Raw genomic sequence first — 25,381 nt, forward strand, 5'->3', positions numbered from 1 at the left:
CACAGCCTGTCGTGCCTGCTTGTAGCTGGCGCTAGCGGACAGGTAGAGCGGCCCGAAACCGGTGTCTTTTTAATTGTTGCTGTTGACAAGGTGTAGCCGTTTGGCGTTATGATTGCAATATGTAAAACCAAGTTTCAATAGTTGGAACCCATAGGGAGGACAAAATGCGTTCCATGCTCAAGACAACTTTGGCAGCTCTTGCCACAACTGCGATGATTGCGGTGCCAGCGATGGCGGAAGGTCTTACGGGGGATTTGAAGATCTTTCTCGATACGTCAAACCCGGCGCCGCGGGCGACCATGGAAGACATGATTGCGCGCTTCCAGGCCAAGAATCCGGATTTGCAGATCGAAACCACGATCATTGATCGCGAAGCCTACAAAACCCAGATCCGCAACTTCCTGACCGCCAATGCGCCGGACGTTGCCACATGGTATGCCGCCAACCGGATGAAGCCTTATGTGGATGCGGGGCTGTTTGATGATGTGTCCGATCTTTGGAAAGAAGATCTGTTTGCCACCAAACTGGCCCCTTCCAAAGCCGCTCTGACCCTTGATGGCAAGCAGTGGGGCGTGCCTTATTCCTTCTATCAGTGGGGCATCTATTATCGTCAGGACATCTACAAGGAACTGGGTCTGAGCGAGCCAAAAACCTTTGCCGACATGAAGTCCAACTGCCAGAAAATTCTCGATAGTGGCCGTAAATGCTTCACGATCGGTACCAAGTTCCTTTGGACTGCTGCGGGCTGGTTCGACTATCTCAATATGCGCACCAACGGCTTTGAGTTCCATATCGATCTGCTGCAGGGCAATGTGCCGTGGACTGATGATCGGGTGAAAGCGACATTCGCCAATTGGCGCGAGCTGATCGACATGGGCGCCTATGTCGACAATCACACCTCTTACAGCTGGCAGGAGGCTTTGCCCTTCATGGTCAAAGGGGAAGCGGCGGCCTATCTGATGGGCAACTTTGCCGTGGCGCCTTTGCGTGAAGCTGGTCTTGATGACAGCAAGCTCGATTTCTACAAGTTCCCGATGATCACCGAAGGCGTCAGCGACGGTGAAGATGCGCCAATGGATACCTTCCATATTCCGGCTCAGGCCAAGAATAAGGACAATGCCCGGGCCTTCCTGCGCTATGTGGCCGATGCTGAAAACCAGACCATCATCAACAAGCAGCTGGGCCAGTTGCCGGTCAATGCCGACAGCTCGGTGGCCGACGACAAGTTCCTTCAGGAAGGCTCACCGATGCTGAATGCGGCTGATGGTGTGGCGCAGTTCTTCGACCGTGATGCTCCGGCTGAAATGGCCAAGGTTGCGATGGATGGTTTCCAGAAATTCATGGTCAAGCCAGACCAGCTGGATCGTATCCTCAATCAGCTGGAACGCGCTCGCAAGCGTATCTACAAGTAAATTGTAGCCATGCAAAACCACTGAGATGACAACCCTGTCACCCGGTCCGACCTTTGGGTCGTGGCCGGGTGGTGTGGTCGGATTGCGTATACCCGGCGCACCGATGTTGTCATTCCAGTCCGGTTTGCTGTCCGTCTCATTGTTCCCGACGTCTGAATGCCCCGTCAGACTGCTCATCTGACGGCCTCGTCTGGCCGCATCATGGAAAGGATCGCTGATGACTTCCGTGCCTGCAGACTATGCAACCGCCAAATCCGGCTGGTGGCATCGCAATCAACAAAGCATGACCCCACTGTTGCTGTTGTTGCCCGGTGTGCTGTTTTTCCTTTTTTATGTGATCTTTCCGATTTTTCAGTCCTTCAACCTGTCCTTCTATGAATGGGATGGATTGGGAGAGCGGACCTTTGTCGGTTTCTACAATTACGAAGAGCTTTACTGGGATGATGCCTTCTATGTCTCCTTACGCAACAACCTGATTTGGTTGCTGCTCTATTTGCTGGCCATCCCGGCCGGCCTGTTCATCGCGCTGTTTCTCAACCAGACGGTCGTTGGTATCCGGCTGTACAAGTCGCTGTTTTTCTTCCCCTTCGTTATTTCGCAGGTGGTGGTCGGCTTGGTTTTTAGCTGGTTTTATGACCCGACCTTCGGTCTGTTGAATGAAATGCTTGGTTTCTTCGGGTTTGACCCCATCAACGTGCTGGGGGATGAGCGCTATGTAACCTATGGCATCATTGCTGCGGGGCTATGGCCGCAGACGGCCTATTGCATGATCCTTTATCTCACAGGCCTGAATGCCGTGGATCCGGAGCAGATCGAGGCTGGGCGGCTGGATGGAGCCAAGGGGCGGAGGATGCTGTGGTATATCATCCTGCCGCAATTGCGCCCGGCGACCTTTATTGCCTTTGTGGTGACGGTGATCGGTGCCTTGCGCAGCTTCGACCTGATCTCGGTGATGACCAATGGCGGCCCGTTTGGCGAAAGCCGGGTGCTGGCCTTCTATATGTTTGAAGTGGCCTTGTCGGAATATGGCTTCCGGATGGGATATGGCGCGGCGATTGCCGTGGTGCTGTTCCTGATCATGCTGGTTTATATTTCCTTCTTCCTTTGGAAGATGGCACGTGACGAGAGGGGGGCGTAATGTTTCCGACACCGGTAGAAAAGAAGTCCCGTGCCTATGCCCTGTCCTATCAGGGTTTGTTGCCGATTGCCCTGTTGATGTGGCTTGCTCCCTTGCTGGCGGTTGCGCTGTTCTCGATCAAACCTGACGTGGATTTTGCGCAAGCCAACTATTGGGGCTTGCCATCGAGCACGGACGGGTTGGGCAATTATTGGAAGGTCTTCACCGCCTCCGACATGCCGCGCTACCTGTTCAACTCGGTCTTCATCACAGTGCCGACCGTCATCGGAGCGGTGGCTTTGTCCTGTATGACGGGTTTTGCGCTGGGCATCTATCGCTTCAAGGGCAATATGTGGGTCTTCTTCATGTTTGTGGCTGGCAATTTCGTGCCATTCCAGATCCTGATGGTGCCGGTGCGCGAATTGACGCTGGATATGGGGCTGTATGACACCAAGACGGGTCTGGTGCTGTTTCACATTGCCTTCCAGACCGGCTTTTGCACCCTCTTCATGCGCAATTTCATCCGTGCCTTGCCCAAGGAGCTGATTGAGGCCGCAAGGGTGGAAGGGGTGACTGAGTTGCAGATTTTCTGGCATGTGGTGCTGCCTTTGATGAAACCGGCCATTGCCGCCCTGTCCGTGCTGATCTTCACCTTCATCTGGAATGATTATTTCTGGGCGGTGGTGCTGACCCAAGGGCCGGACAGCCAGCCGGTGACCGCCGGGATTACCAGCTTCAATGCCCAATATCGCGCGGCTTACAATATGATGAGCGCGGGGTCTCTGGTGGCTGCCTTGCCGCCGGTGGTGATGTTCTTTGCCATGCAGCGCCACTTCATTGCGGGGCTGACCTTGGGCGCGGTCAAATAAGCTCTCAGTCAGCTGCCATTCTGGCAGCTGGCTTTCTCCTTTCCTTTTCCATTTTTTGGCAGGATTTTCTCATGAAACGCTGTTGGCGGCTGGACGATGATCGTCAAAGCCTTGTTTTGGTGTCACGCAATGATCAGTTGGCGGAGGTCGCCTATTGGGGCCGCCGCTTGCCCGATGACGAGGATCTGGAAGGGCTGTATCAGGCGCAAGGCATGGATGTGACCGGTGGCATGCTCGATGAAGTGCCTGCCTTGTCGATCTGCCCGGAAACCAGCCAGACCTTTCCCGGCCAACCGGGGATGATGGTGCGCGCGGCAGATGGGCATCTGCTTGCACCGCGGTTGCGGTTTGTTGCGGCGAATGACAGCGAAGAGGGGGCGCTGAGCCTGACCTTTGCAGACGAGGCGCTGGGGCTTACCTATATCGCCAGCTTTGCTATTGATGCGGGCACCAAGATGATTGTGGCGCGGGCGTCGCTGTCCTCAGGCGCGCCGATCCTTGTTGATTGGTTGGCGGCACCGGTTTTGCCCGGCCCGCAATTGTCCGACGAGATGATCGATTTTTCCGGTCGCTGGTGTGGGGAATTCATGACCAACCGGGTGGCTTGGACGCCCGGCGCCCATCTGCGCGACAATCGCACGGGCCGTTCAGGGCACGAGCATTTTCCCGGCCTGATCGTGCCGCTGACCGGTGCGATCAACTCCAGCGGTGAGGCTTTTGGCTTTCACTATGGCTGGTCTGGCGGTCATCGGCTGGTGGCGGAAGAATTGCCTGATGGGCGACGACAAATCCAGTTTGGCAATGCGGGCGGCAGCTTCAGGGCTCCCGTCACTCAGGTCGAAACCGCCCCGCTTTATGTCACCTATTCCGACGAGGGGCTGAATGGCTTGGCTGTGTCCTTCCAGCGTCATTTGCGCGATAGAGTTTTGACCATGCCGCATCCGGATCGGCCCCGTCCGGTGCATTACAATTGCTGGGAAGCGATCTATTTCGACCATGATGTCGAGGCACTGAAGCAGATTGCCGAGCGGGCTGCCGCCCTTGGGGCTGAGCGCTTTGTGCTTGATGACGGCTGGTTTGGGCGGCGTGATGATGACACCAGCTCGCTTGGGGATTGGGTGATTGATCGGCGCAAATTTCCCGATGGTCTGACGCCGCTGATCGACCATGTGCAGGGCTTGGGCATGCGCTTTGGCATTTGGTTCGAGCCGGAAATGGTCAATAAGGAGTCAGACCTGTATCGTGCCCATCCCGATTGGATGCTGGGGGATGCGGACCAGTTGGCCGGGCGGCAGCAATTCGTGCTCGACCTCGCCAACGATGCGGTGTGCAATTACCTGTATGACAAGATTGCGGCCGTCCTGTCGGACAATGACATCGACTATATCAAGTGGGACCACAATCGGGTGCTGCCTTATCCCGATGCGGACCAGACGGCAGGGATCTATGACCTGCTTGGCCGTCTGAGGGCGGATTTCCCCAGTGTTGAAATTGAAAGTTGTTCGTCGGGTGGCGGACGGATTGATTTTGGTATTTTGGGACACACCCAGCGGGTCTGGCTGTCGGACAGCAATGACGCGCTGGAGCGGATGCGGATCCAGCATGAAGCGGCTCTGTTCCTGCCGCTGGTGGTGACAGGCTCTCATGTGGGGCCGCGCCATTGCCACACATCCGGGCGGGATCTGGATATCCATTTGTGGGCCTGGGTGGCCGCTCAGCGGCATATGGGCTTTGAGATGGATCCGCGCGAACTGAGCGCGGATGAGGCCGCTTTGCTGACCCGGGTGACCAGCTGGTGGAAGGCCAATCGCGGCTGGATGGAAAAAGCCGACATTTTGCGGCTCGATCATGGGGATAAAGCGATCTTTGCCGAACAGCAATTGGCCGCCGATGGGGGCCGATTTGTGGTCTTTGCGGGCAAAGCGGGGACATCGCGGCAGATTTTGCCGCGGCCACTGCGCTTGACCGGACTTGAGCCCGAGGCGCACTATCGTCTGACCCTACTGGATGCTGATCGGGGTGTGCATTTGTCGCGCGGCCTGCCAGCCCTAAAACAAGGACCGATTAAGGCCAGCGGGGCATTTCTGATGCAGCACGGGGTGACGCTACCCTGGAGCTTCCCCGATGTGATGTGGGTTTTAGAAGGGCAAAGACTATGAGCGATAACAGCGACGACAAAAAGCAGGATCGGCGCAATCGTGCCTGGTATGGCAAATTGGACAAGGATGGTTTCATTCATCGCAGCTGGATGAAAAATCAGGGTTTTCCGGATCATGTGTTTGATGGGCGGCCGGTGATTGGCATTTGCAACACCTGGTCGGAGCTGACTCCGTGCAATTCTGGCCTGAGGGATTTGGCTGAAGGGGTCAAGCGAGGCGTCTGGGAGGCCGGTGGGTTCCCGGTCGAGTTTCCGGTGATGTCCTTGGGCGAAACCCAGATGAAGCCAACCGCGATGTTGTTTCGCAATCTGTTGTCGATGGATGTGGAGGAAAGCATCCGCGCCTATGGCATGGACGGGGTGGTTCTGCTCGGCGGCTGCGACAAGACCACACCGGGGCAATTGATGGGGGCGGCATCGGTGGATTTGCCGACCATTGTCGTCTCGTCCGGCCCGATGCTGAATGGCAAATGGAAGGGCAAGGATATTGGCTCTGGCACTGATGTGTGGAAATTTTCCGAAGCGGTGCGAGCCGGGGAAATGACGCTGAAGGATTTCATGGCGGCTGAATCCGGCATGAGCCGCTCGAAGGGCGTCTGTATGACCATGGGCACCGCCTCGACCATGGCCTCCTTGGTGGAAGCAATGGGTCTGAGCTTGCCGACCAATGCGGCCTTGCCTGCGGTCGATGCAAGACGGATGGCGTTGGCGCATTTGACCGGCAAGCGGATTGTCGAAATGGTCGAAGAGGGGCTGGTGCTCTCCAAGGTGGTTAGCCGGGAAAGCTTTGAGAATGCCATTCTGGCCAATGCAGCGGTCGGTGGTTCGACCAATGCGGTGGTTCATTTGCTGGCGCTGGCAGGTCGGGTCGGGATCGATCTGCGGCTGGAGGATGTGGAGATTGGCAAGGATATTCCGTTGCTGGTCAATTGCATGCCGTCGGGCCAGTATTTGATGGAAGATTTCTGCTATGCAGGCGGCATGCCTGTGGTGCTGGAGCGCCTCAAAGCTCATTTGCGGTCCGCCATGACCGTGATGGGCAAGGATATCAGCGCCTATGCGGAGGGCGCGGAATGCTACAATGACGATGTGATCCACCCCTTTGATGCGCCGGTCAAGCCAGCTGCGGGATTGCGGATGCTGAAAGGCAATCTGGCGCCGGACGGGGCTATTGTCAAACCGTCGGCGGCAACGGATGCCTTGCTCGAGCATGAAGCGGAGGCCTATGTGTTCGAGAGTATCGAGGACATGAAGGCCAATATTGACCGGGAGGATCTGCCCGTTACCAAAGACACAATCCTTGTGCTCAAGGGCTGTGGGCCGAAGGGCTATCCGGGCATGCCGGAAGTGGGCAATATGCCGATCCCGGCCAAGTTGGTCAAACAAGGGGTGCGGGACATGGTGCGGATCAGTGACGCGCGGATGTCCGGCACGGCCTTTGGCACGGTGGTGCTGCATGTGGCGCCCGAAGCGCAGGCGGGTGGGCCGCTGGCTTTGGTCAAGACCGGCGATCGCATCCGGGTCAGTGCCTCGGCTGGTGCCTTGGAGCTGTTGGTCGATGAGGCCGAGTTGGCGAAGCGCCGCGCCGCTTGGCAGCCCGATGCTCCGCATTATGACCGTGGTTATGCGCGGCTTTATATCGATCATGTTTTGCAGGCCGATCAGGGGGCTGATCTGGACTTTCTGGTGGGCAAGGATACCCGTCTCGTGACCCGAGAAAGCCACTGAAACACCAACAGGATCAGAAAAATCAGAAGGGTTGGCGGATCTCCCTTGGCAGAGGGGGCCGCCCAACCGGGAAAGAGAGTGACCAATGCATGCAACCTATTCGGATCTTGCGAACCAGTCTGTATTCATCACCGGTGGTGGGTCGGGGATTGGCGCTTATCTGACAGAGGGCTTCTTGCGGCAGGGCTGCAAGGTGGCCTTTGTTCAGCGCTCTGATGCAACCGACTTTTGCGACCGGATGGAACGGGAAACCGGCAACCGGCCCTTGTTCCTGCCATGCGACATTACCGATGTGGGCAAGCTGGAAGGGGCCATTGCGGAGGCCGCCGAAGTCCATGGCGCCATTTCGATCCTTGTCAACAATGCGGCCAATGATGAGCGGCACAGGGCAGAGGATGTGACACAGGACTACTGGGACTGGAATATGTCGCTCAATCTGCGGTCCTACTTCTTTTCCTGCAAGGCGGTGTTTGAGGGCATGCGCCAGCGGGGCGGTGGTTCGATCATTAATTTCTCCTCCATTGCCTATATGATGGGGCATGAGAATCTGACCTGCTACACTACGGCCAATTCGGGCATCAATGGCATGACCCGATCTTTGGCGCGCGAATGGGGCCCTGATGGCGTTCGGGTCAATGCACTGGCTCCGGGCTGGGTGCTGACCCAAAAGCAGAAGGACATGTGGGTGACGCCTGAAGCGCTCGAAAATCATTTGGCGATGCAGTGCCTGAAAGAACCGATCCAGCCTGAAGACATCATCGATGGGGTTCTGTTTCTGGCCTCCAAGACCAGTCGGATGATGACCGGTCAGACTTTGGTGATCGATGGTGGCGTGGTGGTAACAGGATGAGTTTGTCATGGATTGCCGTTGACTGGGGGACAACCCATTTGCGTGCCTGGGGTTTGGATGAGGCAGACAAGGTGCTGTTTCATCGCTCTTCGGAGAGCGGTATGGGTTCACTCACCATGGACGGTTTCGAACCGGCCCTTGCTGATCTGATCGCAGATCAGCTGGCCGGTCACCCCCAACCCGTTGACGTGATTGCCTGCGGCATGGTCGGCTCACGACAGGGATGGGTTGAGGCGCCCTACCGTGCCGTGCCTTGCGAACCGCTGGGGGATCTCTATGGGTCGGTCTCCTGTCCAGCATTCCGGGTGCATGTGGTGCCGGGTCTCAAACAGGAGCGGCCCGCGGATGTCATGCGCGGCGAAGAGGTGCAGATTGCTGGCTATCTGGCCAAGGACAAGGAGTTCGACGGCGTTTTGTGCCTGCCGGGGACGCACAGCAAATGGGTGCGGATCAGTGCGGGCGAAGTGGTGTCGTTCCAGACGGCGATGACTGGTGAAATATTCGCGGTGATCGCCAACCATACCGTGCTGAAGCATTCCCTTGGCGAAGAAGGGTTGAATGAAGAGCTGTTTCTGGAGGCCGTCTCCGAAGGGATGGCACATCCGGCACGGCTAACCAGTCGGTTGTTCAGTCTGAGGGCCGAGAGCCTGCTGACTGGCCTGAAAGCTGCAGATGTGCGGGCCCGCCTGTCCGGGCTGTTGATTGGTATGGAACTGGCTGCCACCAAGCCCTATTGGCTGGGACAGCGGATCAGCGTGATCGGGGAGGCCAGCCTTTGCCATCTCTATGACATGGCGCTGAGCGAAGAATGTGTTAAGCCCGAGGTGGAAAATGGCCTCGACATGACTTTGGCAGGCCTGATGGCCGTATACCGACAAAGAGCGCAGAAAAAGGATGAGACAGCATGAGCCGCAATATCATTGCCATTTTGCGCGGGATCGAGCCGTCTGAGGTCGAGGCGGCGGGGCAGGGGCTGATCGAAGCCGGGATCACCATGATCGAGGTGCCGCTTAATTCTCCTGACGCTCTGACAAGTGTGAGGCTACTGGCAGGGGCCTATGCGGATCGGGCGCTGATCGGGGCTGGCACCGTGTTGAGTGTTGAAGATGTGGCCGCTGTCGCCAAAGCGGGGGGCAAGCTGGTGGTCTCGCCAGATTGCAATCCGGATGTCATCGCGGTGACCAAGGAATGGGGGCTTCAAAGCTGGCCCGGAGTGATGACGCCGACCGAGGCCTTCACCGCCATTCGGGCGGGGGCGGACGGGTTGAAGCTGTTTCCCGGCTCGCTTGTTGGTTCTGAGGGGCTTAAAGCCATGCGGGCGGTATTGCCGCGCGATGTGCCGGTCTATGCTGTTGGCGGGGCCGGGCCGGAAAATTTTGGAGACTGGCTGGTTGCCGGGGCAGATGGCTTTGGTATTGGAACGGCGCTCTATGTTCCGGGGCGCTCGCCGCAAGATCTGGCCGAAAGAGCCAGACAAGTGGTTGCGGCCTATGATGCGGCGATGGGGTAAGGCACCATAATGGGCAAGGGGAGAAGGCGGATTGAACGCGGATCTATTTGACGATCGCCGATGCAGCCTCGGGGAAGGGCCGCTTTGGCACCCGGAGCGGGGACAGCTCTTCTGGTTTGACATTTTGGCAGGACGATTGCTGACCCGGACCGGGGATGGTCCTGCGGCATGGGACTTTGACCAGATGGTCAGTGCCTGCGGCTGGGTCGATCACGACCATTTGCTGGTGGCCAGCGAAACGAGGCTGTTTTTGTTCAATCTCGTGTCCGGAGCTGAGGAACGGGTCTGCGATCTGGAAGGGGATAATGCTCTGACCCGGTCCAATGACGGCCGCGCCGACCCCTATGGTGGCTTCTGGATTGGCACCATGGGCAAAAAGGGCGAAGACCATGCCGGGGCGATCTATCGCTTTTATCGCGGTGAGTTGCGGCGGCTCTATGACCGGATTTCCATCTCCAATGCCATTTGCTTTGCGCCCGATGGTCGACATGCCTATTTCACCGATACGCGCACCCAGCGTTTGATGCGGGTGGCGCTGGATGGGGAAGGTTGGCCAGCGGCTGAGGCGGACTGTTTCATTGACTTTCGCGCTGATGATCTCGACCCGGACGGGGCGGTTGTGGACGCGGTGGGCAATTTGTGGGTGGCGCAATGGGGGGCGTCACGCGTGGCAGTCTATGGCCCGGACGGAGACTTTCTGTTTGCTGAAGCCTTTGGCGCACCCCATCTTACTTGTCCGGCCTTTGGCGGGCGCGATGGGCAGACACTTTATGTGACCTCGGCCCGCTGCGAGCTGGATGAGGCGGGGATCGCTCAGCATCCACTGGCTGGATCGGTCTTCCAGCGCGATGTCACGTTAAAGGGGCAGAGAGAACACAAGGTGCAGCTATGACAAAATCGATTGAAGGTTTGAAGGCGTTCCAGCGGTCTCTGGGCGTTTGCTATTATCCCGAACAGTGGGACCGTTCCGTGTGGCAGGAAGATGCCCGTCGGATGGTGGAGGCGGGCATCAAATGGGTGCGGATCGGCGAATTTGCCTGGTCGCGGCTGGAGCCTCAGCCGGACAAGATGGTCTGGGACTGGCTGGATGACGCAATCGAGATATTGGGGGCGGCGGGACTGAAGGTGGTGCTGGGCACGCCGAGCGCCACGCCGCCGCGCTGGATGATCGATTGTTATCCCGACATGTTGGCGGTGGATGAAAAGGGCCAGCCGCGCAAGTTCGGGTCGCGGCGCCATTATTGCTTTTCCCATGCAGGCTATCGACGCGAGGCGGTGCGGATGGCGCGCCTGATGGGCGAACGCTATGGTCGCAACCCGCATGTGGCGGCGTGGCAGATCGACAATGAATATGGGTGCCATGATACGATTCTGTCCTATTCCAACGCTGCCCAAGTGGGGTTCCGCGATTGGTTGAGCCAGCTTTATGGCAGCATTGCTGTGCTCAATGAGGCGTGGGGCAATGTTTTCTGGTCGATGGACTATGACAGCTTCAAGCAGATCGAACTGCCCAACATGACTGTCACCGAGCCCAATCCGTCCCACGTGATGGCCTTTCGGCGGTTCTCGTCCGATCAGGTTGTCCGGTTCAACAAGGAGCAGGCCGACGCTTTGCGTGAGCTGACCGACGCGCCGCTGATCCATAATTATATGGGCCGGGTGACCGAGTTTGATCATTATGATGTTGGTCTGGATCTCGATATTGCCAGTTGGGACAGCTATCCGATTGGTTTCCTATCAGATCGTCTGGAGGAAAGTGAGGACCACAAGCTGCGGTTCCTGAGGCAAGGCGACCCTGACTTTCAGGCCTTCCATCACGATCTTTACCGTGCCGTTGGCAAGAGCCGCTGGTGGGTGATGGAGCAGCAGCCCGGCCCGGTCAATTGGGCCCCGTTCAATCCTGCACCGCTGGATGGCATGGTGCGGCTTTGGAGTTGGGAAGCCTTTGCCCATGGGGCCGAAGTGGTGAGTTATTTCCGCTGGCGGCAAGCGCCTTTCGCACAGGAGCAGATGCACACAGCTTTGCTGCGCCCGGATGATGTGGAAGCCCGTGGCCTTTTAGAAGCACGGCAGGTCGCCGCAGAGATTGCGGCCGATGAGGCCTTGCAGGCACCGGCCATCGTACAGGCCCCGGTGGCGCTGATTTTTGACTATCCGTCGCAATGGGCGTGGGATACCCAGCCACAGGGTGCGGATTTCGACTATTTCCGACTGGTGTTCGAGACCTATCGTGCCTTGCGGGCCTTGGGATTGTCGGTTGATATTCTGCCCAAGCGCGGCAATCTGACGGGTTACAAGCTCATTCTGGCGCCGGGCCTGATGACCCTTGAAGGGTTGGCTTTGTCGTCGACAGATGCGACGGTTATTCTCGGGCCGCGCAGCGGGGTTAAAACCGAAGAATTGACGTTCCCGATGCCATTGGGCCCCAATCTGGTGGGGCTTGATTGCACCGTCAGCCTGACCCAGAGCCTGCCCCCATCAGTGGCAGTTCCGCTGGATATCGGCGGCCATGGGGGGCGGTGGCTGGAAAGCCTTGAAGGCGATTTCGAGGTGGTGGCCAAAACGCAATCCGGTGAAGCGGTTTTGGTGAAGAATGGTGGTAAGTGGCACTATCTGTCGATCTGGCCGGATGCGGATGCCTGGCGGGCAATCCTGACACCGCTTTGCGCCGCTGAAGGTATTGAGACTGTCGCCCTGCCAGACGGCGTGCGACTGCGTGATACGGCGAACCACCGCTTTGTCTTCAACTATAATTCCGAGCCGGTGGAATGGGGCGGCGAGACAATCCCCGCCGCCGGTGTGAGCTGGAAAAAGCGCTGAAGGATCAACGCAAAGAAGGCTTATTGCCCCGCCTCATAGAATGGGCGCGGGGCTTGATTGCCGGGTAACCCGAAAGCATAGACCGTGTAGCGGGCTTTCGGGTCATAGCCCATGCCAAGGGAGCCCATCGGCATGCCCGGAGTGGCGATGCCGCGGACCTTTGGTCTCTCTTTTAGCAGTTTGGCCAGAGCCTCAAGAGGCACATGGCCTTCCACCACATAGCCATCGATGATGGCCGTGTGACAGGCCTCCATCTCTTCGGGTACGCTGAATTGCTGCTTGGCCCAGTCGAGATCATCAATATTGTTGGTCTCGATTTGGTATCCGGCTTTTTCAAGAGCCGCAGCCCAGTCGCCGCAGCAGCCGCATGAAGCGGATTTGTAGACGGTGACTTTGGGGCCTTCTGCTGCGTGAGAAGACAGCGGCAAAAGCAGGCTCGATGCCAGAAAGACCGCGTGGGTGATTGGTTTGAGGGACATGACTAACTCCATATTGTTCAACTTATGAGAATGGCAACAGGCTGCCGCGATGTCATCTTTCAACAGACAAGGAGGAGCCGGTCACTGTTGGGGGAGTGTTGTCACGAAATGGGTGGGTCGTCCGGTGGCGGCAGGAAAATGGCCAACAGGTGATGGTCGCTGAAGGTCGCCATAGGTGTGTGACGCAGATCTCTGAAGACTTGCATTGCGGGATGAAGGAAGCAGCAGGCATGAAAGCTGCAATCCCCGGCAGGATCCGGGTCACAGTCTGACATGGGACAATCCGGGCAAGGCGTTGGCTGTTGGCTGGCTGTCTGGTCATCTGAAACAGCATGGTACTCGATGATGCTTTTCACCATGGAGGTGATGCTTTCATGCGGAAGACTCTGAAAGGGCGCAGCCAAAAGGGTGGCGGCGCTCATCGGCACCACAAGCAGAAACAGCATCAATACTATCACGGTCTTGCGCAAGAAGGGCTTCCCTTGGTCTGTTCTTGATACCCACTGTCGGTGCTCCGACGGGTCGATGTCAAGGCGCAACAGGTCGCTTCGCTTATCCGTTGTAAATAGGGCAAGATGGTGGTTCTGTGTTTTGAAAGACCAATCAATAATCAAGGTGAGGAGGCGTGCGATGAAGTTGTTCCGATTTGGGCCAAGAGGAGCTGCGAAACCGGGGATGCTGGATGCCGAGGGGCGGGGCAGGGACCTGTCTTCGGTGATCCCGGATCTGGGGCCGGATCAGCTGTCCGACGAGGCTTTGGCGCGGTTGGCGGCTCTGGATCCGACCATGTTCCCGATGCTGCCGGATGACGTGCGGTATGATGCCTGCATTGCAGATAGCCAACGCTTTTTCTGCATTGGGCTGAATTATTCCGATCACGCAGCAGAAGCCGGCATGGCGATTCCTGACTTTCCGATCCTGTTCACCAAGGTGTGCGAAGCGACCGGGGCGAACGATCCGGTGGCGATTCCCAAAGGCTCGACCAAGACCGATTGGGAGGTGGAACTGGGGGTGATCATCGGGACGGGCGGCGCGCATATTGCGCTGGAAGACGCCTTGTCTCACGTGGCAGGCTATTGCGTGGTCAATGATCTCTCTGAACGCGCTTTCCAGATCGAACATGGCGGACAATGGGTGAAGGGCAAGTCCTGCGAAGGCTTTGGTCCGATCGGCCCCTATCTGGTGACCCGTGATGAAATCCCGGATCCTCAAAAGCTTGACCTTTGGCTTGATGTCAATGGCGAGCGGATGCAGACCGGCAATACGGAAAAGATGATTTTCCCGGTGGCCGAGATCATTGCCCATCTGTCGACCTTCTTTCCCTTGCGGGCGGGGGATGTGATCTCCACCGGTACCCCTCCGGGCGTTGGTATGGGCATGTCTCCACCGTGTTATCTCAAAGCCGGTGATGAAGTGCGGCTTGGGGTCGAAGGACTTGGCGAGCAGGTGCAACAGTTTGTGGCGTTTGACGGATAGAGGCCCTTTAAGGGGAGATTTTCAAAAAAAGCGAAACAATGCTTCAGGGCTGAAAGGCCATGAAGCTGGTTGGAAAATGCGGCAAGACAGGGTTTTATCATGGAAAGCCCTGTCTTTGCATTTGGTTGGCAAGATGGGGCGTCAAGATGAGCGCGTCACTTCTGTTGCAGACTGGAGCGCTCGAAATGCCTTTCGGGAGGTTCCCCCATGTCCGTCAAACCCTATTATTCACCGCAGGGTGGTCTGCCTGCACAAACCGATCTGCTGACGGATCGGGCGGTCTTTACCGATGCCTATGCGGTCATTCCCAAAGGCACCATGCGGGATATTGTCTGTAGCAAGCTGCCCTTCTGGACCGGCATGCGGATGTGGGTGCTGGCGCGGCCGCTGACCGGCTTTGCCGAAACCTTTTCCCACTATATCGTTGAGCTGGAACCGCAAGGGGGCAGTGATCAGCCCGAGACCAACAAAGCCGCTCAGGCTGGAATATTTTGCACCAGCGGGGCGCTTTCCCTGACCATTGATGGCGTGAAGCACAGTGTGAAGGAAGGGGACTTTGCCTATATTCCGTGTGAATCAGACTGGTCGATTGTCAACGAGGCAACGGACGTGGCGGTGTTCCACTGGATTCGCAAGGCCTATCAGGCCGTCGCCGGGGTGGACAAGCCCGAGGCCTTTGTCGCCAGCGAGCGGGATATCGCACCAACGCCGATGCCGGATACGGACGGCAAATGGGCAACAACGCGTTTTGTCGATCCCGATGACATGCGCCACGACATGCATATCACCATTGTCACGTTCGAGCCGGGGGGCGTTATTCCTTTTGCTGAGACCCATGTGATGGAGCATGGCCTTTATGTGCTTGAAGGAAAAGCGGTTTATCGGCTCAATCAGGACTGGGTCGAGGTCGAGGCTGGCGACTATATGTGGCTGCGTGCCTTTTGTCCTCAGGCCTGTTATGCCGGTGGCCCGGGCAAATTCCGCTATTTGCTCTACAAGGATGTGAACCGGCACATGACCTTTCTTTGATGCCTAATTGGCATCGTTTAAGGGCTTTCTGTTCGCTATTATTTGCATTATCCTAAAGCTGTCATTACTTTTTCAGCATATCCGGACAAGTGCGCATAGAATAGGGTTGAAGATGCCCAAGGAATGGTCAGAGCCGATGACTGCTGAATTGTTGGGCTGAGCGTGTCGTGGATGCATGATCTCTGTTGGTCGCGACACACTTGAAGTGGGTCAGCAAAAGGAACCGACAATGCCTACCATCCGCAGGACATTACGATTTTGGCTCAATGATCAACTCGAAGAGCTTGATGCGGTCGCACCGGACACCACTTTGCTTGATCACTTGCGCTTGACGCGTCGGCTGACCGGCTCGAAGGAAGGCTGTGCCGAGGGGGATTGTGGCGCCTGCACGGTTTTGGTCGGGCGGCTTCATCAGGGCCAGTTGATCTATGAGACGGTCAATGCCTGCATCCGTTTCCTGCCCTCGCTCGATGGCTGCCATGTGGTAACGATTGAAGCTTTGCGTGGGGTTGATGGTGGTCTGCATCCGGTGCAGCAGGCGATGGTCGATCATCACGGTTCCCAATGCGGTTTTTGCACGCCCGGCTTTGTCATGGCGCTCTATGCTCTCTGGATGGAAAATCCAAGGCCTGACCGTCGGGCGGTGGACGTGGCCTTGCAGGGCAATCTATGTCGCTGCACTGGCTATCAACCGATCCTCAAGGCTGCGGCGGCCATATCTGACTATGGCAATCCGGGCAGCGACTGGTTGCTGGCGGAGCGTGAGCGCAATGTGGTGCGGCTGGGGGCGTTGCGGGATGAGGCACGGGTTGAGCTGACTGTTGGGGGACAACGCGCAATCCTGCCCGCTTCGCTTGATGATCTGGCGGCCGTGCGGCTCGAAGAACCGGAGGCGACGATTGTCGCGGGTGGCACCGATGTCGGTCTGTGGGTCACCAAGCATCTGAAACGGTTGGATACGGTTCTTTTTCTCACCCGGCTTGACGGTCTTAAAAGCATTGCTGAACAGGATGGCCAATTGGTGATCGGCGCCGGGGTCAGTTACAGCGAAGCCATGGAGGCGGTGGCTGCCCATTTTCCACATCTTGAGGATTTCTGGAGCCGAATTGCCGGGCCTCAGATCCGCAATATGGGCACGATTGGTGGCAACATCGCCAATGGCTCACCAATTGGCGACCTGCCGCCTGTCTTCATCGCGCTGGGAGCGGAGCTGGTGTTGCGGCGTGGTTCTGATCAAAGGGTGCTGCCACTTGAGGATTTCTTTATTGATTATGGCAAGCAGGATCGTCAGGCGGGTGATTTTGTCGAGGCGGTGCGCCTGCCTTTGCCCAAGGCCAGCAGCCTCAATGCCGCCTACAAGATTTCCAAACGCCGGGATGAGGATATTTCCACCGTCTGCATGGGCGTGCATGTGCGCGTTGACAATGGTGTGATTGAAGAAGCCCGGATTGCGCTTGGAGGCATGGCGGCGACGCCGAAGCGGGCGACAACAGCCGAAGGCTTGCTGGTTGGTCAGCCTTTCTGTGAGATGAGCCTGATGGCTGCGTCGAAAACACTGCCGGTGGATTTTTCGCCCATTTCCGATTGGCGGGCCAGTGCTGACTATCGGATGAAAGTGGCGCAAAATCTGTTCCGCCGCTTCTGGATGGAGCATGGTGTGAATGATGCAAGCGGGGTGGCAGCAGAATGAAACAGGATGTCTCGAAAGCCACGGCCATCAAGGGTGGCGTGCATCAGAATATCAAGCATGATTCCGCTGACAAGCATGTCAGCGGGCGGGCGGATTATACCGATGATCTGGCAGAGCCGATCGGCACCTTGCATGGCTATTTCGGTGTCAGCGAGCGGGCCCATGCCCGGCTCCTGTCGCTGGATCTTGCCCCCTGCCTTGCGGTTAAAGGCGTGGTCGGGGTGATCACCGCTGAGGACATTCCCGGTATCAATGATATCAGTCCCAATCATCTCGATGATGAGCCGGTCTTCCCGACCGATGTCTGCTCCTATTGGGGGCAGCCCTTGTTTGCCGTGATTGCCGAGAGCCGCGACATTGCCCGCCGCGCGGCGATGCTGGCAGAGGTGCAATATGAAGACTTGCCTCATGTAACCGATGCCTTGGTGGCGAAGGAAGCCGGTGGGGCCTATGTGGCCAAGCCGATGACCTTGATGCGGGGTGAAGCGGACAAGGCACTTGCGGCGGCACCCAAGCGGCTCAAGGGCCAAATGCGGATGGGCGGGCAGGATCATATGTATCTGGAAGGCCAGATTGCCTTTGCCCTGCCGGGCGAAGATGAAGATGTTCTGGTTCATGCCTCAACCCAGCATCCGAGCGAAGCCCAGCATATGGTGGCCCGCGTGCTCGGTGTGCCATCTCACTCGGTGACCATTCAGGTCAGGCGGATGGGTGGTGGCTTTGGCGGCAAGGAAACGCAGATGAATATCTTCTGCGCGATTGCTGCGCTGGCTGCGAAAAAATGGAACCGTCCGGTCAAACTGCGTCCGGATCGGGACCTCGATATGACCGCGACCGGCAAACGCCATGATTTCATTGTCGATTATGAGGTGGGCTTTGACGAAGACGGGCGGATTGAGGTGGTGCGGGGGGATTATATCGCCCGCTGCGGCTATTCTTCCGACCTGTCCGGGCCGGTCACCGACCGGGCTCTGTTCCATGCAGACAATGCCTATTTCTACCCCCATGTGCGGCTGGATTCTCATCCGATGAAGACCAATACGGTTTCCAACACGGCCTTTCGCGGCTTTGGCGGGCCGCAAGGGGTGATTGCCGCCGAGCGGATCATCGAAGAGGTGGCTTATGCCGTCGGTAAGGACCCGCTAGAGGTGCGCAAGGCCAATTTTTACGGCGGGCCGGGGCGCGATGTGACGCCTTATCATCAGGTGGTGGAAGACAATATCCTTGAGCGGCTGGTGGGGGAACTGGAAAGCCGGGCCGACTATCAGGCGCGCCGCGCGGCCGTGATTGCCTTTAACCACGAAGCCGTCGCCAAAGGACAGATCGAGCGCAAGGGGATTGCCTTAACACCGGTCAAGTTCGGGGTGTCCTTCACCGCCACCTGGTATAATCAGGCGGGCAGTTTGCTGCATATCTATACCGATGGCTCAATCCAGCTCAATCACGGTGGCACCGAGATGGGGCAGGGGCTGAATGTCAAGGTGGCACAGGTGGTGGCCGATGCCTTTCAGGTGGACCTTGAGCGGATCAAGATCACCCGCACGGCAACCGACAAGGTGCCCAACACATCGGCGACGGCGGCGTCTTCCGGTACCGATTTGAATGGCATGGCGGCGCTCGATGCCGCCGAGCAGATCAAGGCGCGGTTGATCACCTTTGCGGCGGAGAAATGGTCTGTCAGCGAAAAAGACATCCAGTTTTTGCCGAACCGGGTGCGGATTGGCGATGAGGAACTGGCCTTCGATGCTCTGATCAAGGAAGCCTATTTGGCGCGGGTGCAATTGTCCGCTGCCGGATTCTATAAGACGCCGAAAATCCACTGGGATCGCGAAAAGGGGGAAGGGCGGCCCTTCCTCTATTTTGCCTATGGGGCGGCAGTCTCGGAAGTGACGATTGATCTGCTGACGGGCGAATATAAGGTCGACAGGGCAGATATTTTGCATGATGTCGGCAAGTCGCTCAATCCGGTGCTTGATATCGGTCAGGTCGAAGGGGCCTTCGTGCAGGGGATGGGCTGGCTAACCACGGAAGAGTTGTGGTGGGATGATGCCGGGAGGCTTCGCACCCATGCGCCCTCAACCTATAAAATCCCGCTGGCGAGCGATATTCCGGCGATTTTCAATGTCTCGCTGGCCGACTGGTCAGAGAATCAAGAACGCACCATCAAGCGCTCCAAGGCGGTTGGTGAGCCGCCTTTTATGCTGGCGGCATCCGTGTTGGAGGCCTTGTCGATGGCGGTGGCCAGTGTGGCAGATTATCGCCAATGCCCAAGGCTTGATGCACCTGCGACGCCGGAACGGATTCTGATGGCCGTAGACAGGTTGCAAGATTATGCAGGAGACGAAGATGGCTAAGACGCTGCGTGACTTCCTCGATCAGCACCGAGATGTGGTGCGTGTGGTGCTTGATGATCTGGTCGGGTCATCGCCGCGCGAGGTGGGGGCGGACATCTTTGTCTCACCCACAGGGCAGTGGGGGACGATTGGCGGCGGACAGCTGGAATATCTGGCGATTGACGAAGCACGAAGGATGTTGCGGCAGGGGCAGGGGACGGTTCAGCTTGACATCCCCTTGGGGCCTGATATCGGCCAGTGCTGCGGTGGTCGGGTGCGCTTGGTCTTTCAAAGGGTTGATGAAGCGGCCCGTTCTGCTGCCTTGCAAGAGCAGGCGCAGCGGGCGCAAGCTGAACCCCAGATTTATATTTTCGGGGCGGGCCATGTGGGCCGGGCTTTGGCCTCTGCCTTGGCTTTGCTGCCCTACCATCCAATCGTCATTGACAGCCGGGCCGAGGAACTGGCCGTGCTGGAGGCTGATGTCGAGCAAAGGCTCTCCGCCTTGCCGGAAGGGGACGTGCGCACCGCGCGGCCAGGCAGCATTTTCCTCATTCTCACCCATGATCATGCCCTTGACTTCCTGTTGGCGCGCGAAGCCCTGTTGCGCGGCGACGCGCTTTATGTCGGGATGATCGGTTCGAAGACCAAGCGGGGGACCTTCTCCAACTGGCTGAGGCGGGAATTTGGGTCGGATGCTGATTGGATGCTGGAAGATTTTATCTGCCCGATTGGGGCGGGTGGCTCGCACGACAAACGGCCTGCCGTCATTGCGGCGATGGTGGCGGCGGAATTGCTGATCTTGCAGGATATGCGGGCCAGCATCGCGGTGGCGGATCATCCGGCTTAAACAATCTCACTCAAAGAAAAGGCCCGCCTGACATTCATCAGGCGGGCCTTTTTGTTTGCTTGGCTTATTCGCCCGGCAGGGAGCCGGTTGCGTGGCCTGCCATGCCGCCGGAGACTTCCTCAGTCGCTTCGGCTGGCAGTTCCTCAGGCAGAACGAGGTTCAGCACGATGGCGAGGAAGGCTGCAGGCAACAGGCCCGAGGTCAGCAGCACTTTGGCCGTGCCCGGCAGATGCTGGACCGCTTCAGGCACCAGCTGCAGGCCCAGACCGACCGACAGGGAAATGGCGAAGATCACCATGTTGCGGCGGTTCCAGTTGACATCAGACAACATGGAAATACCAGCTGCGACAACCATGCCGAACATCACGATCACGCCACCACCAAGCACTTCGATCGGGATGGTGCGGATCAGGCCGCCGACTTTTGGCACCAAGCCGCAGATGATCAGGAAGATTGCCCCAATGGTGACCACATGGCGGCTCATGATGCCAGTCATGGCGATGAGGCCGACATTTTGCGAGAAGGACGTGTTTGGCAGGCCGCCAAAGATGCCGGCAATCGCGGTGCCCAGACCATCGGCATAGGTTGCCCCGGCAATTTCCTTGTCTGTGGCTTCACGGCCTGCACCGCCCTTGGTGATGCCCGAGACGTCACCAACGGTTTCAATGGCCGAGATGACGGCCATCAGACAGAAGCCGATGATGGCGGCAAAGGACAGCTCGAAGCCATATTTGAACGGCATTGGCAGGGAGAAGAGCGATGCACGCTCAAAGCTGGTGGCAATGGATGAGACCGTCAGCATGCCGGTCGCAAGGGCAAACAGATAGCCTGCGCCAAGGCCGATCAGCACGGCTGAAACCGAAAACATGCCACGGGTGAAGAATTTGAAGCCCAATGTGACGACAATCACCACCAAGGCAGCACCCCAATTGAGCAGGGAGCCGAATTCCGGCTTGCCCATGGCTGGCACACCGCCTGCGGCATATTGAATGCCGACCTTGACCAAAGCCAGACCGATCATGGTGACCACAAGCCCGGTGACCAATGGCGGCAGAGCAAAGCGGATTTTGCCGATGAAGCGGCCAAGCACGGCATGGAACATGCCGCCGATGAAAATGCCGGTATAAAGGGCGGCAAGCGCATCCACGCCTTTGCCTGCGACCAGCGGAATCATGATTGGCAGAAAGGCAAAGCTGGTGCCCTGCACCACTGGCAGACCAGCGCCAACAGGGCCAAAGGTGATGGTTTGGAACAGGGTTGCGATGCCAGCAAACAACATCGACATCTGAATCATATAGAGCAGTTCGGGGAAGTCGGGGGAATTGGACCCGAAGCCGAAGCCTGCTGCGCCTGCGACAATGATGGCAGGCGTCACGTTGGCGATGAACATCGCCAAAACATGCTGAATGCCTAGTGGAATGGCCTTGTAAAGGGCCGGTGTGTAGTTGGGATCGCGGAGTTGTTCCGGCGTTCCGATGCTGCTTCTATCCATTGTTCTACCCCTCTATGGATCATATTTCTTTCCTCCAAATGTCTTGATGCATTTGTTGTTTTTCTTGTTTTGGTTGGTGATTGCCTGCTTGTGCAGGTCAATTATGGGGCCGGGCAAACCATGTAGGGTTGCTCGAACCAGATTTCTTCAAGATTGTCGGCTGTGCCGATCCGGTCGACGACGGCGAAAAGTCCCGGCGCATAAAGCGGTGTCAGGACGCCGTGCCAGACATTGCGTTTGAAATTGATGGCCTGTCCGGCCTTGGTGATGAAGGCGCGGGGGCGAGCGGGCTTGCCGTCCTCATCCTCTGCCACAATGACCAGAAAGCCATTCATGCTCATGGGGATGAAGGCCTGCGAGCCAAGCGGGTGGCGCTCCATCATGTCGAGTTGATAGGGCAGGTCGCGCGGCTTGGCATCAAACAGGCTGATACCAGAGCGGCCCTGATCCTCATCTGGCAGAATGTCGAGGCCCGCCAGATCGTGATAGCGGCCACAAAAGCCCTGATTGATGATTTTGGTCGGGCCGCCGGTGGCTTCCATCAGGTCGCCGAACGGGGCGAAGGCTTCTGCCGAGATGGGTTCGATGAGGATGGTGCGGTCGCTCATCGTCCGGTTGCCTCATCAGATACGGGCAGCATATCCTTGAGGCGATGCAGCGCGATGCGTTCAACCTGACGGCAGGCCTCATTGAATTCCATGTTGCCATTGTTGCCCAGTCGCCGCTCGAAGGCCTCAAGAATGCTGGCCTTTGTATGGTCACGGACCGCGATGATGAAGGGGAAACCGAATTTTGCGGTATAGGCTTCGTTCAGCTCGGTGAACCGTGCGCGCTCAGCATCGGTTAAGGCATCAAGGCCAGCGCTTGCCTGCTCGGCGGTGGATTCGGCGGTTAGGCGTTTGGCGGCTGCCAGTTTGCCTGCCAGATCCGGGTGGGCCTTGAGAACACTGAGGCGGTCTTCCTTGCTAGCCGAGCGGAACGCGCGGCAGAGGGCATTATGCAGGCCAAGAGCCGAGTCGTGCGCAGCCCCCAGTTCCAGCGCAAAGGCTTGCTCGGCCACCCAAGGGCTATGCTCGAAAATGCCGCCAAACTGGCTGACAAAACGGGCGAAATCCATCTGGCTCGGGCGATCCGGGCGCAGAGGGGGATGTTCGCGCTGCCAGTGGCGGGCAATGTCGATGCGGCGGGCAAACCAGACATCCGCCTTGCTCTGGGCATAGTCGATGAAGCGCTTCAGAGCCATGATCCGGCCCGGACGGCCAATCAGGCGGCAATGAAGGCCGATATTCATCATTTTCGGCGTGCCATCCATGCCCTCCTCATAAAGACAGTCAAAGCTGTCCTTCAAATAGGCAAAGAATTGATCGCCGCTGTTGAAGCCCTGTGGCGTGGCAAACCGCATGTCGTTGCAGTCGAGGGTGTAAGGGATGATCAACTGGTCCTTGTGGCCGGACTGGTACCAGTAGGGCAGGTCGTCATCATAGGTGTCGGAGATATAATCGAACCCGCCGACTTCGGTGGCCAGATCAACCGTATTGACCGAACAACGCCCCGTATACCAGCCGAGCGGGCGGCTGCCGGTGACTTCTTCATGCAGACGGATGGCTTCGAGCATGTCGGCCTTTTCGTCTTCGCGGTTATAATCCTTATATTCGATCCATTTGAGGCCGTGGCTGGCAATTTCCCAGTCGGCGGCCTGCATGGCGGCAACTTGTTCCGGACTGCGGGCGAGCGCCGTGGCGACGCCATAGATGGTCAGCGGGATGCCTGCTTTTGTGAACAATCGATGCAGTCGCCAGAAACCGGACCGCGCCCCATATTCATAGATCGATTCCATATTCCAGTGGCGCTGGCCAACCCAAGGGGCCGCGCCAACAATCTCGGACAGGAAAGCTTCGGACGCGGCATCACCATGCAACAGGCAGTTTTCGCCGCCTTCTTCATAATTCAAAACGAACTGAACAGCGATTTTCGCCCCATTTGGCCAATTGGCCTTGGGCGGGTTGGCACCATAGCCAATCATGTTGCGCGGATAGCGTGTCACTTTCTTGTCCCTTCTTGTTATTCTTCTCTATAGCAAATAAATGGGCGAGCATTATCTTGAAATTCCGATAGCTATTTTTGCAAATGAAGCAATGTTCTGGATTTGCCAGCCTTTATGATGCACAGACTTACAGATATAAGGCCCCCAAGAAGGGGTGGCAGGCAAGAGAGGAGCAGGCAATGACTGGCTATTTGACGACGCATGTTTTGGATACAGCTCGGGGTTGCCCGGCGGCTGGTTTGCCAATTGCCCTTTATCGGATCGAGGGCGAGGTGCGAACCCTTATCGTCGAAATGGTCACCAATGACGATGGACGCACCGATCAACAGATCTTGCCAGCCGAGCAATTTGCCATCGGTACCTATGAGCTGGTCTTTTATGCCGGGCGCTATCTCGAAGCAATGGGCGATGAGGTCGAAGGGCCGCGCTTCCTCGATGAAATCCCGATCCGCTTCGGCATGGGAGAAGAGAGCCACTATCATGTGCCGCTGCTGCTTTCTCCCTATGGCTATTCCACTTATCGGGGCAGCTAGGTCTTCTGCCCAGCTGCCATGGCTCTGGCCTGATCGGCCAGCATGGTGCGGATATGGCCAGACATATAATCGATGAAGAGGCGGATTTTCGGGTCCTGCCTGCGGCGATGCGAGAAGAGGCAGGCCATCTGGATGGCGATCGGCGGGTTGTCGGGCAGGATCGGCACCAGAGCACCGGAGCGGATATGGTCGAGCACCTCGAACTCGGGCTTGAGCACGATTCCATGGCCATTCAGAGCCCAGTCGGTCAGAACATCGCCATCGTCTGATTCAAAGGGACCTTTCACCGCAAAGCGTTTGACCCCTTCCTCTGTTTCGAGCGGCCACTGGAATTCTGGCGCACCGGGATAGCGCAGATTGAGACAGTCATGATTGTCCCCACACAAATCCTGTGGGCCAGAGGGTTCCCCGTGGCTTTCAAGATAGGAAGGGGCGGCGCAGAGAAGGCGCTTGCAATCGGCAATCTTGCGAATGCGCAGGTCCGAATCTTCCGGCACGCCGAGGAAAAAGGCCACATCCAGCCCTTCCGCCGCAATGTCGAGCTTGCGGTCCGAAAGACGCAGGCGGACATCAATCAGCGGGAATTCTTTTTTAAAGCCGGGCACCGCCGGGGCGATCAACCGGCGGCCAATGCCCAAAGGGGCAGCAACATGGATGGTGCCGCGGGGTTTCAAGGTGACACTGGAAACAAGGGCTTCGGCATCCTCGATCGATTCAAGAATACGGCAGGCGCCCGGATAGAACAGGCGCCCCTGTTCGGTCGGGTTCAGCATGCGGGTGGTTCGCTGGAACAGTCGTACATTGAGATGCTCTTCCAGCTGGGAAATGCGGGCCGAGGCAACGGCCGGGGAAATGCGTTGGTCACGCGCCGCGGCCGACATGCTGCCCAATTCATAGACTCGGACAAAGGTTCGGATATTGTCGAAATAGGACATCGTGCTGGCTCGTCTTTTTCTTGGTTTTTTTGAATCTGTTCCGAGATTTTCTTCATACC

At 57.6% G+C, this 25,381-nt stretch carries 22 protein-coding genes; 16 read left to right on the top strand and 6 right to left on the bottom strand.

The window, feature by feature from the left end; translation table 11 throughout:
* Positions 1–164: 164 nt before the first annotated feature.
* From FDK21_RS02570 to FDK21_RS02615, 10 genes are all read left to right on the top strand, one after another.
* Positions 165–1,412, top strand: a complete 1,248-nt coding sequence (locus tag FDK21_RS02570) for an ABC transporter substrate-binding protein (RefSeq protein WP_138147401.1) — start codon at positions 165–167, stop codon at positions 1,410–1,412.
* A gap of 217 nt (positions 1,413–1,629) precedes the next feature.
* Positions 1,630–2,550, top strand: a complete 921-nt coding sequence (locus tag FDK21_RS02575; protein ID WP_138147402.1) for a sugar ABC transporter permease — start codon at positions 1,630–1,632, stop codon at positions 2,548–2,550.
* The gene (locus FDK21_RS02580; protein WP_138147403.1) at positions 2,550–3,398 is read left to right on the top strand and encodes a carbohydrate ABC transporter permease; all 849 of its coding nucleotides are present in this window, start codon (positions 2,550–2,552) and stop codon (positions 3,396–3,398) included. The genes FDK21_RS02575 and FDK21_RS02580 overlap by 1 nt, the downstream gene beginning before the upstream one ends.
* Before the next feature lie 71 nt (positions 3,399–3,469).
* Positions 3,470–5,557, top strand: a complete 2,088-nt coding sequence (locus tag FDK21_RS02585; protein WP_138147404.1) for an alpha-galactosidase — start codon at positions 3,470–3,472, stop codon at positions 5,555–5,557.
* Positions 5,554–7,284 (top strand): IlvD/Edd family dehydratase, encoded by a 1,731-nt coding sequence (locus FDK21_RS02590; RefSeq protein WP_138147405.1) that lies wholly within the window; start codon positions 5,554–5,556, stop codon positions 7,282–7,284. The genes FDK21_RS02585 and FDK21_RS02590 overlap by 4 nt, the downstream gene beginning before the upstream one ends.
* A gap of 85 nt (positions 7,285–7,369) precedes the next feature.
* Positions 7,370–8,134 carry an SDR family oxidoreductase gene (locus tag FDK21_RS02595; RefSeq protein WP_114009319.1) on the top strand — a complete coding sequence of 255 codons (765 nt, stop codon included), beginning with the start codon at positions 7,370–7,372 and terminating at the stop codon, positions 8,132–8,134.
* Positions 8,131–9,042: a 2-dehydro-3-deoxygalactonokinase gene (locus FDK21_RS02600; protein WP_138147406.1), complete on the top strand. Its 912-nt coding sequence runs from the start codon at positions 8,131–8,133 to the stop codon at positions 9,040–9,042. The genes FDK21_RS02595 and FDK21_RS02600 overlap by 4 nt, the downstream gene beginning before the upstream one ends.
* The gene (locus FDK21_RS02605) at positions 9,039–9,644 is read left to right on the top strand and encodes a 2-dehydro-3-deoxy-6-phosphogalactonate aldolase (RefSeq protein ID WP_138147407.1); all 606 of its coding nucleotides are present in this window, start codon (positions 9,039–9,041) and stop codon (positions 9,642–9,644) included. Before FDK21_RS02600 ends, FDK21_RS02605 begins: the two co-directional genes overlap by 4 nt.
* Positions 9,645–9,675: 31 nt before the next feature.
* Positions 9,676–10,536 carry an SMP-30/gluconolactonase/LRE family protein gene (locus FDK21_RS02610; RefSeq protein WP_138147408.1) on the top strand — a complete coding sequence of 287 codons (861 nt, stop codon included), beginning with the start codon at positions 9,676–9,678 and terminating at the stop codon, positions 10,534–10,536.
* Positions 10,533–12,464: a beta-galactosidase gene (locus FDK21_RS02615; RefSeq protein ID WP_138147409.1), complete on the top strand. Its 1,932-nt coding sequence runs from the start codon at positions 10,533–10,535 to the stop codon at positions 12,462–12,464. The genes FDK21_RS02610 and FDK21_RS02615 overlap by 4 nt, the downstream gene beginning before the upstream one ends.
* Positions 12,465–12,484: 20 nt before the next feature.
* Here FDK21_RS02615 and FDK21_RS02620 read toward each other — a convergent pair whose 3' ends face one another.
* Together FDK21_RS02620 and FDK21_RS02625 are read right to left on the bottom strand one after the other, a co-directional pair.
* Positions 12,485–12,943 carry a DUF411 domain-containing protein gene (locus FDK21_RS02620; RefSeq protein WP_138147410.1) on the bottom strand — a complete coding sequence of 153 codons (459 nt, stop codon included), beginning with the start codon at positions 12,941–12,943 and terminating at the stop codon, positions 12,485–12,487.
* Between the two features lie 101 nt (positions 12,944–13,044).
* The gene (locus FDK21_RS02625; RefSeq protein ID WP_138147411.1) at positions 13,045–13,389 is read right to left on the bottom strand and encodes a hypothetical protein; all 345 of its coding nucleotides are present in this window, start codon (positions 13,387–13,389) and stop codon (positions 13,045–13,047) included.
* Positions 13,390–13,573: 184 nt separating this feature from the next.
* On the opposite strand from FDK21_RS02625, the gene FDK21_RS02630 reads away from it, so the two are divergent.
* The 5 genes from FDK21_RS02630 (at position 13,574) to xdhC (ending at position 20,318) form a co-directional block, all read left to right on the top strand.
* Positions 13,574–14,419 carry a fumarylacetoacetate hydrolase family protein gene (locus FDK21_RS02630; RefSeq protein ID WP_138147412.1) on the top strand — a complete coding sequence of 282 codons (846 nt, stop codon included), beginning with the start codon at positions 13,574–13,576 and terminating at the stop codon, positions 14,417–14,419.
* A gap of 207 nt (positions 14,420–14,626) precedes the next feature.
* Complete coding sequence (locus FDK21_RS02635; protein ID WP_138147413.1) at positions 14,627–15,448, top strand: bifunctional allantoicase/(S)-ureidoglycine aminohydrolase; 822 nt, start codon at positions 14,627–14,629, stop codon at positions 15,446–15,448.
* Between the two features lie 229 nt (positions 15,449–15,677).
* Positions 15,678–17,138, top strand: coding sequence for a xanthine dehydrogenase small subunit (gene xdhA, locus FDK21_RS02640; RefSeq protein ID WP_138147414.1), 1,461 nt, complete (start codon positions 15,678–15,680; stop codon positions 17,136–17,138).
* Positions 17,135–19,492 carry a xanthine dehydrogenase molybdopterin binding subunit gene (gene xdhB, locus FDK21_RS02645; RefSeq protein WP_138147415.1) on the top strand — a complete coding sequence of 786 codons (2,358 nt, stop codon included), beginning with the start codon at positions 17,135–17,137 and terminating at the stop codon, positions 19,490–19,492. The genes xdhA and xdhB overlap by 4 nt, the downstream gene beginning before the upstream one ends.
* On the top strand, positions 19,485–20,318 hold the full coding sequence (xdhC, locus tag FDK21_RS02650) for a xanthine dehydrogenase accessory protein XdhC (protein WP_138147416.1): 834 nt from the start codon (positions 19,485–19,487) through the stop codon (positions 20,316–20,318). The genes xdhB and xdhC overlap by 8 nt, the downstream gene beginning before the upstream one ends.
* A 64-nt stretch (positions 20,319–20,382) precedes the next feature.
* On the opposite strand, the gene FDK21_RS02655 is transcribed toward xdhC, so the two are convergent.
* The 3 genes from FDK21_RS02655 to puuE all read right to left on the bottom strand — a co-directional run bounded on the left by FDK21_RS02655 (position 20,383) and on the right by puuE (position 23,833).
* Positions 20,383–21,810 (bottom strand): nucleobase:cation symporter-2 family protein, encoded by a 1,428-nt coding sequence (locus tag FDK21_RS02655; RefSeq protein WP_138147417.1) that lies wholly within the window; start codon positions 21,808–21,810, stop codon positions 20,383–20,385.
* A gap of 101 nt (positions 21,811–21,911) precedes the next feature.
* The gene (locus FDK21_RS02660) at positions 21,912–22,418 is read right to left on the bottom strand and encodes an ureidoglycolate lyase (protein ID WP_138147418.1); all 507 of its coding nucleotides are present in this window, start codon (positions 22,416–22,418) and stop codon (positions 21,912–21,914) included.
* Positions 22,415–23,833 carry an allantoinase PuuE gene (puuE, locus tag FDK21_RS02665; RefSeq protein ID WP_171021969.1) on the bottom strand — a complete coding sequence of 473 codons (1,419 nt, stop codon included), beginning with the start codon at positions 23,831–23,833 and terminating at the stop codon, positions 22,415–22,417. The genes FDK21_RS02660 and puuE overlap by 4 nt, the downstream gene beginning before the upstream one ends.
* Before the next feature lie 200 nt (positions 23,834–24,033).
* On the opposite strand from puuE, the gene uraH reads away from it, so the two are divergent.
* Positions 24,034–24,387, top strand: a complete 354-nt coding sequence (uraH, locus tag FDK21_RS02670; RefSeq protein ID WP_138147420.1) for a hydroxyisourate hydrolase — start codon at positions 24,034–24,036, stop codon at positions 24,385–24,387.
* Here uraH and FDK21_RS02675 read toward each other — a convergent pair.
* Complete coding sequence (locus FDK21_RS02675; protein WP_138147421.1) at positions 24,384–25,322, bottom strand: LysR family transcriptional regulator; 939 nt, start codon at positions 25,320–25,322, stop codon at positions 24,384–24,386. The genes uraH and FDK21_RS02675 overlap by 4 nt on opposite strands.
* Between the last annotated feature and the right edge of the window lie 59 nt (positions 25,323–25,381).

This window comes from Cohaesibacter sp. CAU 1516 (genome assembly GCF_005771485.1).
In the GTDB taxonomy this organism is placed as follows: domain Bacteria; phylum Pseudomonadota; class Alphaproteobacteria; order Rhizobiales; family Cohaesibacteraceae; genus Cohaesibacter; species Cohaesibacter intestini.

Coding starts and splice junctions, on each gene's coding strand:
- FDK21_RS02605 (WP_138147407.1), top strand. CDS start 9,039: ATGAGCCGCAATATCATTGCCATTTTGCGCGGGATCGAGCCGTCTGAG.
- FDK21_RS02585 (WP_138147404.1), top strand. CDS start 3,470: ATGAAACGCTGTTGGCGGCTGGACGATGATCGTCAAAGCCTTGTTTTG.
- FDK21_RS02620 (WP_138147410.1), bottom strand. CDS start 12,943: ATGTCCCTCAAACCAATCACCCACGCGGTCTTTCTGGCATCGAGCCTG.
- FDK21_RS02580 (WP_138147403.1), top strand. CDS start 2,550: ATGTTTCCGACACCGGTAGAAAAGAAGTCCCGTGCCTATGCCCTGTCC.
- FDK21_RS02660 (WP_138147418.1), bottom strand. CDS start 22,418: ATGAGCGACCGCACCATCCTCATCGAACCCATCTCGGCAGAAGCCTTC.
- puuE (WP_171021969.1), bottom strand. CDS start 23,833: ATGATTGGCTATGGTGCCAACCCGCCCAAGGCCAATTGGCCAAATGGG.
- FDK21_RS02630 (WP_138147412.1), top strand. CDS start 13,574: ATGAAGTTGTTCCGATTTGGGCCAAGAGGAGCTGCGAAACCGGGGATG.
- FDK21_RS02600 (WP_138147406.1), top strand. CDS start 8,131: ATGAGTTTGTCATGGATTGCCGTTGACTGGGGGACAACCCATTTGCGT.
- FDK21_RS02625 (WP_138147411.1), bottom strand. CDS start 13,389: ATGCTGTTTCTGCTTGTGGTGCCGATGAGCGCCGCCACCCTTTTGGCT.
- uraH (WP_138147420.1), top strand. CDS start 24,034: ATGACTGGCTATTTGACGACGCATGTTTTGGATACAGCTCGGGGTTGC.
- xdhA (WP_138147414.1), top strand. CDS start 15,678: ATGCCTACCATCCGCAGGACATTACGATTTTGGCTCAATGATCAACTC.
- xdhB (WP_138147415.1), top strand. CDS start 17,135: ATGAAACAGGATGTCTCGAAAGCCACGGCCATCAAGGGTGGCGTGCAT.
- FDK21_RS02570 (WP_138147401.1), top strand. CDS start 165: ATGCGTTCCATGCTCAAGACAACTTTGGCAGCTCTTGCCACAACTGCG.
- FDK21_RS02655 (WP_138147417.1), bottom strand. CDS start 21,810: ATGGATAGAAGCAGCATCGGAACGCCGGAACAACTCCGCGATCCCAAC.
- xdhC (WP_138147416.1), top strand. CDS start 19,485: ATGGCTAAGACGCTGCGTGACTTCCTCGATCAGCACCGAGATGTGGTG.
- FDK21_RS02675 (WP_138147421.1), bottom strand. CDS start 25,322: ATGTCCTATTTCGACAATATCCGAACCTTTGTCCGAGTCTATGAATTG.
- FDK21_RS02635 (WP_138147413.1), top strand. CDS start 14,627: ATGTCCGTCAAACCCTATTATTCACCGCAGGGTGGTCTGCCTGCACAA.
- FDK21_RS02575 (WP_138147402.1), top strand. CDS start 1,630: ATGACTTCCGTGCCTGCAGACTATGCAACCGCCAAATCCGGCTGGTGG.
- FDK21_RS02615 (WP_138147409.1), top strand. CDS start 10,533: ATGACAAAATCGATTGAAGGTTTGAAGGCGTTCCAGCGGTCTCTGGGC.
- FDK21_RS02590 (WP_138147405.1), top strand. CDS start 5,554: ATGAGCGATAACAGCGACGACAAAAAGCAGGATCGGCGCAATCGTGCC.
- FDK21_RS02595 (WP_114009319.1), top strand. CDS start 7,370: ATGCATGCAACCTATTCGGATCTTGCGAACCAGTCTGTATTCATCACC.